Here is a 13,201-nt window from a genome sequence, read left to right on the forward strand (position 1 = left end):
GTTAGGAGAGTCCCGCATTGTTCTCTTCGTGCGGTGATGGTTTTTGAAGCATGTAGCAGATGCGCAGATCCCCGATGTAGCGCTGGGCGACGTTGAGGCCCAGTGCGCGGGCGGTCTCCTCGAACCAGTCGGGGTAGAAGCGGATGCAGTCGACCGGGTGGCGGTGGTAGGGAAAGCCTGGCGGGTGGGTATGAAGGATGAGGTGCCCGCTCAGGTTCAGTTGAGCCGCCAGGTCGCTGACATGTTTGTAGGGGTCGATCAGGTGCTCGAGCATGGCCTGGGAGATGATGAGATCGAAGGTGCCCATCGCAGGTGGGGCGTCGTTGTAGTCCCAGTGATGGTCCATGTCTGGGTGGATGCCCGCGGTGACGATGTCGCCTTCGAGGTTGCCGGTCAGCTTGGCGTAATGTGCCTTGTCTCGATTGTATTCGCCGGGCAGGAGAGTGCGATCTATGGGCGTATTGATGCTCTGAACCGCGTGAACGATTGTCCCACGGATGGTGCCGCTTTCTTTGTTCAGGCCCCGTATGTGAAGGCTGGAGCAGGTCTTGTCATGGCGGAATGCACCATGCGCGCGGGTCGCCTCCGGGATGTCCCGCCTTTCGAACAGGGCGTTTTGTATCTGCGACCGGTTACAGAGCCGGATCGTGAGGTGCAGCGATGCCTTTGCCATCAGGCTTCGTATGCGGGCATACAGCGTTCGAATCATGTGGGTTGAGGGCGGGTTGGAGGCCAGCGAGGCCTGTCAGGGCGGAGGGGTGGGGAAACCCGATCAAGTGTTATCGGCGGTGCAGGAGATTGCAAGCTGGGGCCAGGCATAGGGCCATGTGCTTTAGGGAGACACTGATTAATGTACAGACTCGCGTTGGCACCCCCCCGGTTCCCCGATCCTGCGTCGTGCAGCGGGTCGTGGTTCTACCCGCCCGTTCTGGATTGATTCGGGGCGCAACGCAGGATCGGAGAACCTGGGGTGTCAACCCCGCAAGCCATTGGAAGCAGGGGCTCGGCCGCCAGTTTTTACAGAGACCGGGCGCGCCCACGGCGTTGCGGCTCCCCTGTGCAAAATGAGGGCACGGCGGTCACGGCGCCTTGTTCGCACGCAAAAGCGACTCGAGCGCAAGCGTGTACATCAATCAGTGTTTCCGTCGGTGCTGATCGTCGTATCGACTTGTCGGCTTGAGACCTGCGCCGCAAACATGCTCCAATCCGCGTGCACGTCTTGAACGCGCACTTTTGCAGGAGGCCAGAGCCCCTGGCCGATCAGGCGCCCAAACCAGCCCCATCGACCAGAGGGCGGGCCTCCCGCGCAGGAACACGCCAACGGAATTCGGTCCTCGTGAACATCCCCACCAATGGCGCTGTCGTCCCCCGCGCCGCGTCCTTCCCGGTCAGCGCAATGTGGCGCGGCCTGCGCCTGATCGTCCAGGGTGCGTGGGCCCGCGGCTATGCTGCTGTAGGATCGCGGCCCTCTGCGCGATGGGGCGTGTCTCGAATCCAGTCGGCCAGGGGGTTGGCCTCCTACGGCGCCCGGGCCCATCACCTCTGTGGGAGTGCAGCCCCCGGCGCGATGGGGCGTGTCTTGTGTCCAATCGGTCAGGGGGCTTGCCTCCTGCGCATCAGGGCGCACCTGCGGGCTCTGGCACGATGAACACCTGGCGCAAAACGCTGGCGCTGCTCACCCCGAAGGAAAAACGCCGTGGCGGGCTCGTCCTGGGGATGGTGATCGCGATGGCCGTTCTCGAGACGGTCGGTGTCGCTTCGGTTATGCCGTTTCTGAGCGTGTTGGGCAACCCCGAAGTGGTACAGACCAATGCAGTGCTCAACGCGGCCTACGAAGGCCTTGGCTTTACCTCGGTGGATGACTTCATCCTGGCACTTGGCGTGGCGGCCTTCGGGCTCATTCTGTTTTCCGCTTTCTTCCGCTCGCTCACGCACTACGCGATGAATCGCTTCATCGAGATGCGCCGCCACAGCATCGGCAAGCGGCTGCTGGAGACCTACCTGCGCCAGCCCTACGCCTTCTTCCTCGACCGCCACAGCGGCGACATGGCCAAGAACATCCTCTCCGAAGTGGACCAGCTCGTGCAGAACGTCTTCCGCCCCGGCATGCAGATGGTCGCCTACGGTGTAGTAGTGTTGGCGCTGGTGATTTTGCTGATCGTCGTGGACCCGTGGCTCGCACTGGGCGTGGCGGTTGTGATTGGTGGCATGTATGCGCTGATTTTTGGCACTGTGCGGGGAATTCTTGGTCGGGTGGGGCGCGACCGCGCCCGCGCCAACCAGGAGCGCTTCACCGCGGCGAGTGAGGCCCTGGGCGGCATCAAGGACATCAAGCTGCTGGGTCGCGAACACGCCTACCTCTCCCGGTTCGAGCGTCCTTCCGCACGGCAGGCCCGCCACCAGGCCACCAACCAGACGCTCGGCGAGATCCCCAAGTTCATCATTGAGGCAATCGGCTTTGGCGGTGTGATTGCGCTTACGCTGGTGCTTCTTACCACCCAGGGCGGAATTGGCAGCAACGCCCTGGGCGACATTCTGCCCATCCTTGGGCTGTACGCGTTTGCCGGTTATCGCCTGCTGCCGGCCGCGCAGCGCATCTATGCCGGCATGGCAAAACTGCGCTTCGGTGCGGCTGGGGTGGACAACGTCTACTATGATCTGCACCAGCGTGCGGCGTTGGCTGAGCTTTACAAGCGTGTGCCTCAGCCGCTGCTTCCCGGGCAGAGCATCACTTTGCAGAATGTTCATTACACCTACCCGAACGCGGAGCGGGCAGCTCTACTGGGGGTCACCATGGAAATCCCCGTAGGCAGCTCCGTGGGCATCATAGGCGCCTCGGGCGCGGGCAAGACTACGCTGGTCGACGTGCTGCTGGGCCTGCTGCGACCAACCGATGGCGCAATTTTGGTGGATGGTCAGTCGATTACCGAAGATAATCTGCGCGCCTGGCAGCAGGCATTGGGTTACGTGCCGCAGGATATCTTTCTGACCGACTCGACCGTCGCCGAGAACATCGCCCTGGGGGTGGCGCCCGAGCTGGTCGATCACGTTCAGGTGGAACGCTGCGCCCGTATGGCCCAAGTGCACGACTTCATTGTCCAGGACATGCCGCAGGGCTACGACACGTTGGTGGGTGAGCGCGGCGTCCGCTTGTCGGGTGGGCAGCGCCAGCGAATCGGCATCGCCCGTGCGCTCTACCATGATCCGCCCGTGCTCGTGTTCGACGAGGCCACCAGCGCGCTGGACCACGAGACGGAAACTGCGGTCATGGAGGCCGTTGCCGTGCTGTCCAGCACCAAGACGATCATCATGATCGCCCATCGGCTGGGTACTGTCTCGCGATGCGATTCCATCGTGAAACTGCAGGATGGTGAGGTGCAGTCATGGGAAGCCCCCGTCACTGCGCCACCGGATGGTCAGGCCGTGGACAAGGGAACTACCAGCCGAGCCCCGTGAGAAGGGCCGGATTAGGAAAGCAAAACTGCCATGCAATACAGCCTTCGAAAGAAAGTCCTCGTCACGGGTGGCGCCGGCTTCGTGGGGTCCCGTTTGTGCGAGCGACTTTTGCAGGAGGGGCACGAAGTGTTGTGTGTGGATAACTTCTTTACAGGCTCCCGCGACAATATTCGAGATCTTGTTCCGAACCCGCTATTTGAAGTAGTGCGGCACGATATTACCCAGCCCCTGTACGTCGAGGCGGACGAGATCTACAACCTGGCATGCCCGGCGTCACCCGTGCATTACCAGTTTGACCCCGTGCAGACGACCAAGGTGTGCGTGCATGGCGCGATCAACATGCTGGGCCTGGCCAAAAGGACCGGTGCCCGGATCCTCCAGGCATCGACCAGCGAGGTGTACGGCGATCCGGAAGTGCACCCGCAGAAGGAAGACTACTGGGGCCGCGTGAACCCCGTTGGCCCACGCGCCTGCTACGACGAAGCCAAGCGCTGTGCCGAAACGCTGTTCTTCGACTATCGGCGCCAGCATACGATGCCGATCAAGGTTGCCCGCATCTTTAATACCTACGGGCCAAGGATGCAGCCGCGCGATGGCCGCGTCGTTTCCAATTTCGTTGTTCAGGCGCTGCAGGGCCAGCCGATCACGATCTACGGGAGCGGTGACCAGACGCGCTCATTCTGTTATGTCGATGACATGGTCCAGGGCTTGATGGACTTGATGAAAACGGACGACGATTTTACTGGCCCAATCAATCTGGGCAATCCGCAGGAAGTATCAGTGCTCGATCTGGCACGCCAAATTATCCGACAGACCGGATCGAACTCACCACTGGTCCACGAAGATCCGCCAGAGGATGATCCGCGGCAACGCCGGCCCGATATTTCTCTGGCGAGGGACGAACTCGGTTGGCAGCCTACCGTTCCACTCGAAGCGGGCCTGGAGCGGACGATCTCATGGTTCCGTGAACTGCGCGCTCGAGGGTTGGCTTGAGCATGACGATTGTCGGCAAGGAATGTGCTGGATGACTCCGTACTTGGATCCCGTGCGTCTGGCCAAAACCGCGGCTCGCAGAGCGCTGCATGCGCTGGAGGACATCACGTCGGTTCGGCCTGGGAATACTGGCCCGGTGCGTTGGATCGACGCAGAGCCGTCGGGCTGGGCCCCTTGCACAGGTTCGCACGCCCCCACCCGTGATCAGGACCCAATCCGATGGGATGAGCGACATTCCATAGGGCTTGCGGGAGTCTGTCACGTCGAAAGAGCCGATGTCTTCATGCTTAAGCCAAGTGGGGCGGGCCGGCATCCACTGGATCGGCGCGCTGCCGTGTGCGTGCACCCCTCTCGCAGGGTGAAATATCCAGGGGCTCTGTATCTTTCCTCCCGACAGATTAGAAGTATCTTTCAGAAAACGCGGCAGCTTCCTAATAGAAGCCATCACCTTGAAGGCCGGGTAGCCTTGTTGGGGAATGAAGTGAGTGATGCCTGCAACTATTACCATTTCTGGCTAGATACGGTCGGAGACTTGCTGATGCTGCGCGATACGCTCCCTTCGAGCCTTCAGCCGGATCGTTTTTTGGTGTCCCATGCAGGAGAACCCTGGCAGGAGGAAATCCTGGACCGGGTCGGCATCGCGCCGGAGCAAGTCGTTCGGTATGCCGACCACGAGCGGCTAACGGCCGATGAGCTCCTTGTGCCCCTCCGAGACAAGGGGGCCGTAGGTGTCGCGCCTGGGCTCGTCGACCGTATCCGCCACAAAGTCAATATACACATTGACGCACCGGTAGCTGCCCGCTCGCTCTATATCTCCAGGGGCGACAGTTCTCGACGAACGGTCACAAACGAAGCGGAGGTTCGCGACTTGGTTCGGGGCCATGGAATTGACGTAGCTGAGCTATCCCGCATGAGAGTAGCCGACCAGATCGACTTGTTCGCCTCGGCCCGGCTAGTGGTCGCCACACATGGCGCAGGGCTCACCAACCTGATGTGGTGCCAGGAAGGGGCCACTGTGATCGAACTGCTTCCGGACCGTCATCGAAACCCCTGCTTTCGCGATATTTGTGCACAGCGAAAGTTAAGGCACGACGCTATCCTGTGCCCGCAGCTTGGGGCAACGATGGGACTTAATGCGACCATGACCGTCCCACTCGGGTTATTGGATGCGATGTTAAGCTATTATGGATCACATGACCCTCTTTGGGGTTGACGTTTCGTCGCGCGCCTGTAGTAGGTCTCTTGCTAGTTAGCGCAACCACTTGTTGGGCTCTGTTGAAAACTGAAGCTAGATTGTATGTCCGCTTAAGTGCGGCGGTTGCGTAATCCTCGATATGTGCTTTCCATGCACTACTCCACTCCACTCCACTCCGCTGGACTCCACTCCGCTAAATGGGGCGCTGATTGACTCCTGACAGTTAAAAGAAAAGTTTCTAATGCTTGAACATTTAAAGAACACCTATCGGCGGTTGCCGCTTTCAGTCAGAAACCCATTAAGGTCGGTTCGTAAGGGGATAAAGTCAATTCTCTTGCGTTCTTCGAACAATCGGTTGGCGCACTGCCATCGCCAAAGAAAATATTATCGCATCCTTAAGATTGCTGTCACTGGCTCTAAGGGTAAAACGACGACCTCATTGCTGTGCGCGCATATATTAAATGCGAGTTATGATAAAGTTGGTTGCGCCACGACCGACGGTCTATACATCAATAAAGAGATGTGCTGCGAGGGGAGTCACGCTGGAAATAGAGGTCCAAGGGAGTTGCTTCGGAGGCACGGGGTGGATGCGGTCGTTCTTGAGACGGCTAGAGAAGGAATCATAAAAGAGGGATTATTTCTGGGGAGTGTCGACGGGGCTGCACTATTGAATATTGGTGTTGATCACGTTGGGATGGATGGCGTGCGCACCCAGATAGACATGGCCCTTATTAAAAAGAGAGTGACCGACACTTCATCGGGCGTTGTGGTGTTGAATGCCGGTGACCCGATCGTACGTGCCTTGTTGCCGGAATATATGGAGCGGTCGTTAGTTTTGTATTCTTTAAACCGACATGATGTGGAAAATCACGTTGCCGCAGGTGGTCGAGCAGTAACGTTGGATGAGGACAAGCACATCGTAATTGTTTCGGGCAATAACCCGGGCGACCTACAACGTATCGTTCATGTATCTGAGTTATCATTTTGCAGGGATGGTTTAGAGTTTAATGTGCAAAATTCGATTGCGGCAGTCGCGTTAACGTATCCGTTCATTGGTGATGCCGCGATCCTGAGCGAGCGGCTCCGGACCTTCGTCCCAAATATGGTGGGCGGGAGCGATCGTTTTTATGTGGCTCAAGAGACTCCATTTCTGGTCGTTTCCGATCGGACTTGCAGTGCCACGGGTCTTCAAGGCCTTCTTCCTGCTTTTGAGTCAATGGCCTCTTCTGGAGGCATAAGGCGGTGTGTTCTGACAGCGGCCGGAAATCGGCCAGATTGGATATTTGAAGAAATGGCGAGGTTGCTGGTAGCAGCAGGATTTTTGGAGATATTTATATATGAACATAGGTCCTCGTTAAATGGTAGATCGCCAAACGAGGTAGTGAGGCTGCTTCGAGATAGTTTATTGAAATTGGGGATGCCGCCCGATTCCGTATCGATAATGCGTGGTTTTGGTTCGTGTGTTGAACGGGTGGTGGGAATTAGCGAGGCGGGCGATACGGTTTTGATATTGGGTGTTTCAGATTGGGAGAAAAGGAGTGTGGTTCGTCGCTGTATCCGCAGGATTGGTTTGGACGTGTCGTGGCCCTGATTTTTCGAGTCCAGGGTTGTGACGGACGCTAGTTTTGTCAGTTTAGACGTCGTGGGTCTCGAGGTGATAGTGTGAGTAAGGGTTGGTCGTAAAGGTGAGGTGGGGGAGTGGGTGATATTCTGTTGTCGACCGGTCGATCCGAATGTGGAGAGCTTGGGGCAACACTTCGTGATGTTTTTCGTGGTGGAGTTTCGCCTATCTGGGAGTATTCTGGTCCCTGGGGCGCTCTTGCGGTGCGTGGTGGGCATTACAAAGGTTTTGATCCGGTTGAGACGTCTACGCATATCTGTGTGGTCGTCGGAGGGCCGGTTCTTCGGTTTGCGGGCCATGGGTTTCTGGTGGATGGGAATTGCGACTCCGGGACGCGGGCCGTTCTAGAGCGTATTCTTTCTGAGGGAATGTCTTGGGAGCAGGATCTTGATGGGCCGTTCGTTGTACTAGTCGTGGAGAAGGTCAGTGGGAAGATCACCTGCATGACCGATCTAATGATGTTTATTCCGGTCTACGAATACAGGCAGGATGGTCAGCTCGCTTTAGGTACGCATGTAGATGCGGTGGCGTCAGTGAGCGGTAAGGCAAGTGCGTTCGATGAGGCGTCGCTAGTGGACTTCATTCTGCACGACGTGGTGACGTATCCCTATACCGCATATCAGGGCATTTGGCAGCTTACTCCGGCGGCCGAACACAGCTACATCGTGTCGAACGAAGGGGGTACGCACAAGCTTGAGCCCAATGTGTACTGGGAGCCTGTCGAGCGGTACGCCTTCGGGAGTATCGATGACGCGGCGGATGCGCTGCGGTTCGGGCTTGAGGAGTATGTGGCTCGAGCGACTGCAGGTATGGATCACATAGCGCAGTTTATTAGTGGAGGAGAAGACTCCCGAGCACTGGCGGGTCTGCTGCCGACCGAACTGAAGCGCGACGCGTACATCTTTCTGGACAACATGAACCGAGAGGGTCAGGTAGCCGATCGGGTGGCGAAAGCCTACGGGGCCACGTTCTATCCCGTATACCGATCTCCAACGCATTACGTCGAAATTCTTGAAGAGGCGAGTCGCCTGGTCGGGGTCGGCCATCAGTACACGCACGCTCATGCTCTTGGGTTTCATAGTGAGTGCAAGCTCGATCAGTACCAGGCGGTGTTTGGGGGCTATCTCTCGGACTCCCTTCTTAAAGGGGCCTATGCACGGAAGCCCCGTGGCTATGAGAGGTTCCCGTTTCTTCCGGAGGTTTCGCTGAGTGGCGAATCGCGTTGCCGGCCGTTGGATAGCCCGGTGTTCCGCCTCGACCTGCTTCGGGAGGTCGAGCAACGGCGGTGTTCGCATCTAGAAAGGGTGCGGACCATCCGTCCGCGCACTGCCCACGAGTGGTTCGTGCTCTGGCCGATGACGATGCGTACGACCATCCCCAACCTCTACAGCACGCGCCGTCTATTTGCGAGCTATGAGCCGTTTATGTCGAATTCGGTGGTTAAGGTTTGCGCGTCGGTCCCATTGCGCTGGAAACTGAATCGCCGCTTGTTTTTGCGTTCGGCGCGGCCTTGGCTTCAACCCGCACGTTCTGTCCAGCACGGCGATGGCCGCTTTCCCCACCTCTCCTGGGTAACGAACACCCCACTGCAGGCAAGTGTGTGGGCATGGAGGCAGGTCCAGCGAAAAATCATGCGAAAGCGTTTCAATGAGGGGCCTTGGGGCGATTGGCAAACAGTGGTCCGCTCGCGGATATGGCAGGAGAAATGGTTTCGGCTGGCCGCTGGATCCGAGCTTTTTGAAAGACTTTTCGAGGGGGGAGGCGAGCAGGATAAGCATGAGCTCTTAGAACGCTTGCCAATACAGCAGCAGGTGAATCTGCTCCAGATCGCTGGGTCAGTAGGGTTCGTCGAAAAGGAATAGGACTACTGGCTTAAATTTCAGCAAATTCATTTTCCCGACTGAGAGTACGCCAGAAACGATGCGGGCGGTGCTGCGCACATGCCGCACCATTTGGTGTGGCGCGGGCACAACGGACAGGTGGTGTTTGCCGGGGCGAGGATTACGAGCGGTATCTGGAAGATTTGTGTGAGTTGAACGGTGCGCTGGGTATTCCGGTGTATGCGTACTGACCGATGTTCATCCTGTGCGCCTGCGCCTGCGCTTGCGGCAGGAAAGGAAGTGGCGGTGATAGGGCCGATGGTGAAGGCGGCGGCAGTTTTGGTCGGCGATATCGCTATTGATTCGAGGGCCGCTTGGGCACGTTGGCGAAAAGGCGTTAGAAATGCCGCCCGGAATAGAACGAGAAGGCCCTGTTTACGGCTGGGAGAGTGTATTTGTCCCCGTTGCCGCCAGTTCTATAGGCTGGTACCTGCTAGTCTGGATAGCTTGGTTCCAGTAATAACGGTTATCTGTGAGTTGTCGCTTTCACAGTGCGGCCGAGCGCTTACGTCCAGTGCAGTGGCTCGGGTAATGCCGGTTGGGTCAGCCTTGTGTCCGGCGATTCGACTGGGTCAGGCTGTCATGCGGTCAGGGGGAATGTTCGATGCGAGACTGTGGCCAACGTGGCGCTCATCATGATGGATTGGCAACGGTGCGGGGCAGCCTGGATTGCGGTCGTGCCAAGGGTGATCAGCCAGCGTATCCCGTAGTCGGCCCGGTCTGGGGGTGTGTATCAATGCGCGCAGACTGCCACGGGCGTAAGCCTGTCACACATGGAGGAATTGTCCCCAGCATTTCGCGCTCGCTTGGTGTGCCCGCGTAACGGAGTCGGTTGTCTTGCGTTTTTCCCTTATTGTCCCGTACTACGAGGATCCTGATCGTTTGGATCGCTTGTTGCGTTCGGTGCCGGTCGCGCGTGAGGACATCGAAGTAATTGTGGTCGATGACTGCAGCCTGGACCAGGCGGCTTTGGATGCATTGAGGGTGAGCTGGCCGGGCGTACGCTGGTGTTCGACGCGGGAGAACGCAGGTGCAGGGGTCGCCCGAAACGTTGGGCTGGACGCGGCGCGCGGGCGCTGGCTGGTGTTTGCGGATTCGGACGACGAGTTTCTGCCTGGGGCTTTCGAAACATTTGATGGCGTGCTGCGCCCGGACGACGAGCTGGTGTATTTCCTCGCGGAAGCGGTACAGGAGGCGGACGGTAGCCCGTCGGTTCGGTCCGAGCGGATAAACGCAATGGTGACGGCGTACGCCCGATCGCCGAATGTGGAAACGCTCGAAAGGCTTCGCTTGCAGCACGTGAATCCCGTTGCCAAGGTTTACTCACGAGCGTTCGTCGAATCGCGAGGGTTGCGCTTCGATACCGTTCGGAACGGTGAAGACGTAGCGTTCAATGTCTTGGCGGCTATGCAGGCAGAAACGCTGAGGGCCGAGTTGGTAGCGGTGTACCGCATTTATCGCCGCGCAGGCAGTCTCACGACGGATGCTACCGAAAAGGATTTGCTGGCGAGGCTCGAGGTCCTTGGGCAGTTGAATGAGCGGCTTCGGGACCTTGGCGTTAAGGAGCGCATGCACGCTGGTTCGTATATTGCGCGTGCGGCCCGCTTTGGTCCTAGGGCATGGATTGAGGCCTTTCGGCTGATGGTGCGCCACGAGATGCTGGCCGCGACGCTGCGCCGGACGCGGCCGCGAGAGGTGGTTCGGTTCCTGCGCTGGTTCTGGCGGAGTCGGCGGGAGCGGCAACGGCTCGAAGGACAGACGAGCTCCTCGGTGGATCGGAAGCTGTAATGGTAGTGGTGTATTCAGTGGTCGTCCCGCACTACGAGGATCCTGATCGTCTGGATCGCTTGTTGCGTTCGGTGCCGGTCGCGCGTGACGACATTGAAGTAATTGTGGTCGATGACTGCAGCCTGGACCAGGCGGCTTTGGATGCATTGAGGGTGAGCTGGCCGGGCGTGCGCTGGTGTTCGACGCGGGAGAACGCAGGTGCAGGGGTCGCCCGAAACGTTGGGCTGGACGCGGCGCGCGGGCGCTGGCTGGTGTTTGCGGATTCGGACGACGAGTTTCTGCCTGGGGCTTTCGAGGCGTTTGATCGAACCCTGCGTCCGGATGACGATCTGGTGTATTTCCTCGCGGAGGCAGTGCAGGAGGCGGACGGAGCCCCATCCGTGCGATCCGAGTGGGTGAACGAACGAGTGATTGAATATGCGCATTCACCCGATGAAGAGGCGCGGCAGGAGCTGTGCCTGCAGCATATTGTGCCCTGGGCGAAGGCTTATTCGCGTGCCTTTGTGGAGTCGAACGGGGTGCGTTTCGACCCAGTGCGGCGCGGCAATGACGTCGCATTCAATGTGTTGGCGGCCATGCGGGCGGGCCGGTTGCGAACGGAGCTGATCCCGGTATACCGAGTCTATCGGCGTTCCGAGAGCCTTACGGCTGATATGTCAGAGGCCGCGTTCATGGAGCGATTTTGGATTGATCGCTCGCTTTCACAGCGTCTATCGGCCTTGGGTGTGCGGAGGGGAAGATCCGCGACCGGTCAGATGTTGCTGTCTGTACGATATGGCCCTGGGACGGCGCTACGAGTGTGGTGGCTCGCGATCTGTTCACCGATGAAGATCGAATGGTCGCGTATTTTTGATGTTGGAAGATGGCGGCGGTTTTTAGTGAATCAGCGTCGGGATGCGCAGGAACGGATAAAGTGACGCCGTCGGTTCGACGGGATAATGCCTATCAGGGATGGAGGGGGTGCCCGTGACAGCATGGGTAGGCATGTTGGTCTGGGCGTTGTTGGTCGCAGGGTTTCTCCGAACTGGCACGGCTGTGGAGCGTACGTCTGGTCAGGCCGCAAGCCGGTTTGGCATGCTCGCAATGCGCGGTACCGAACTGCAAGTGCGGGGCGCGACTGGCGTGCTGGCGGTGTTGGCGGTTGCGCCGCTCGTGTTTTTACTCGCCGTGCGCCGCGATGTTGGTAACGATTACGCGAACTACGTTTGGATGTTTGAGTGGGCCCTTGCTGGGCACGAACTCACTTGGATTGAGCCGCTTTACTCCTTTCTTAATCGTCTGGCGGCACCACTCGGCCCCTCGGGAATGGTTCTGGTTTTCGCGGTATCGGCTGTCCTTGCCGCTTTGCCACTGTTCTATCGAGTGTTTCGCTCGAGTCCAATGCCGTGGTTGGGCGTTCTGATTCTGTTTGGACTGGCGGTTCCATTCTTCATGACCAACGCGGTGCGTTCGGCTATCGCCATCGGTATCGTCATGCTGGCCTTGCCTGCAATTTGGCAGCGTCAGCTCCTGTTCTGGACGTTCGGGGTTTCGGTCGCGGCAGGGTTTCACCTCACTGCACTCATCGTTTGGCCACTGTACTGGCTGTTGCACTTGGCTTGGCCGAGGCTTCTCGTGCTCGCGGGCCTCGCAGGCGCAGTCGTACTGTCCACGAGTCGCGACGCTGCGCTCGGATTGCTGCACTGGATGTCGGTTATCCTGCCTTTCTATGCACATTATCCGGGAAGGGTGGTCGAGCGACTGGATGCCTATGAGTTTGGGCTGGGGTATCTGATTTACCTGGGCTTGGTCGGTCTAGTGCTGCTGATGTGGGAACGCGTAGCCAGGGAAGGGCGTGCGGTGGTGGTGTTCCGAAACACCGCCATCCTAGGCCTATTGCTGACGATAGCCTTATACCAATTCTGGGCCGTGAATCGACTTGCGCTCTACTTTATGCCCGTTCTAGCCATGCTATTGCCGTGGGTTATCGCGTGCTTTGCAACAAGACTGGCGAGGATTGGGTGGACCGTGGGCTTCGTGGCCCTATTCGGAGCGATGTTCGCGCGAGGCTTGTGGGTCGGTGCCCATCAGGCGATGCCATACCAGTGGGTGCTTTGACGTTCTCGAACAGGATGGGAAACGAGCTTGCGCAGGATCGGTGCGCGCGGCGTGCGTGTTCGCCCATGCCTGGAAGCTGTAGCTAGACGGTGGGGCCGGTCCTGGAACTATGCAATGCGTTGATCGGGGTAATGGATGCGCCGCCGTTGCGCTCACACAAGAGAATGGCAT

The 13,201-nt window shown here is 58.7% G+C and carries 9 protein-coding genes and 1 pseudogene; 9 read left to right on the top strand and 1 reads right to left on the bottom strand.

All coding sequences use genetic code 11. From position 1 onward, the window contains the following. Nucleotide 1: 1 nt before the first annotated feature. Complete coding sequence (locus F462_RS00170) at nucleotides 2-673, bottom strand: methyltransferase domain-containing protein (RefSeq protein WP_038050701.1); 672 nt, start codon at nucleotides 671-673, stop codon at nucleotides 2-4. A gap of 971 nt (nucleotides 674-1,644) precedes the next feature. Between F462_RS00170 and F462_RS00175 the strand changes: the two genes are divergently transcribed. The 9 genes and pseudogenes from F462_RS00175 (at nucleotide 1,645) to F462_RS00205 (ending at nucleotide 13,030) form a co-directional block, all read left to right on the top strand. After that, a complete protein-coding gene (locus F462_RS00175) occupies nucleotides 1,645-3,456 on the top strand; it encodes an ABC transporter ATP-binding protein (RefSeq protein WP_038050702.1) in 1,812 nt (603 codons plus the stop codon). A gap of 30 nt (nucleotides 3,457-3,486) precedes the next feature. Beyond that, nucleotides 3,487-4,449, top strand: a complete 963-nt coding sequence (locus tag F462_RS00180; protein ID WP_026280107.1) for a UDP-glucuronic acid decarboxylase family protein — start codon at nucleotides 3,487-3,489, stop codon at nucleotides 4,447-4,449. Nucleotides 4,450-4,732: 283 nt separating this feature from the next. Next, nucleotides 4,733-5,662 (top strand): glycosyltransferase family 61 protein, encoded by a 930-nt coding sequence (locus tag F462_RS00185; RefSeq protein WP_256378268.1) that lies wholly within the window; start codon nucleotides 4,733-4,735, stop codon nucleotides 5,660-5,662. A 223-nt stretch (nucleotides 5,663-5,885) separates the two neighbouring features. Beyond that, complete coding sequence (locus tag F462_RS12980; RefSeq protein ID WP_081911331.1) at nucleotides 5,886-7,235, top strand: Mur ligase family protein; 1,350 nt, start codon at nucleotides 5,886-5,888, stop codon at nucleotides 7,233-7,235. A gap of 107 nt (nucleotides 7,236-7,342) precedes the next feature. Next, on the top strand, nucleotides 7,343-9,127 hold the full coding sequence (locus F462_RS00190) for an asparagine synthase-related protein (protein WP_244270823.1): 1,785 nt from the start codon (nucleotides 7,343-7,345) through the stop codon (nucleotides 9,125-9,127). A gap of 78 nt (nucleotides 9,128-9,205) precedes the next feature. After that, nucleotides 9,206-9,333 (top strand): annotated as a pseudogene (locus F462_RS14030) (transposase); the annotation flags it as partial. Between the two features lie 649 nt (nucleotides 9,334-9,982). Continuing rightward, nucleotides 9,983-10,933 (top strand): glycosyltransferase family 2 protein, encoded by a 951-nt coding sequence (locus F462_RS00195; protein ID WP_038050706.1) that lies wholly within the window; start codon nucleotides 9,983-9,985, stop codon nucleotides 10,931-10,933. Beyond that, on the top strand, nucleotides 10,933-11,850 hold the full coding sequence (locus F462_RS00200; protein ID WP_018874655.1) for a glycosyltransferase family 2 protein: 918 nt from the start codon (nucleotides 10,933-10,935) through the stop codon (nucleotides 11,848-11,850). Before F462_RS00195 ends, F462_RS00200 begins: the two co-directional genes overlap by 1 nt. Nucleotides 11,851-12,016: 166 nt before the next feature. Beyond that, entirely contained in the window at nucleotides 12,017-13,030 is a 1,014-nt protein-coding gene (locus F462_RS00205; RefSeq protein ID WP_244270824.1) for an EpsG family protein, read from the top strand. The last annotated feature ends 171 nt before the right edge of the window (nucleotides 13,031-13,201 follow it).

This window comes from Thioalkalivibrio sp. ALJ1, assembly GCF_000745395.1.
Lineage (GTDB): Bacteria > Pseudomonadota > Gammaproteobacteria > Ectothiorhodospirales > Ectothiorhodospiraceae > Thioalkalivibrio.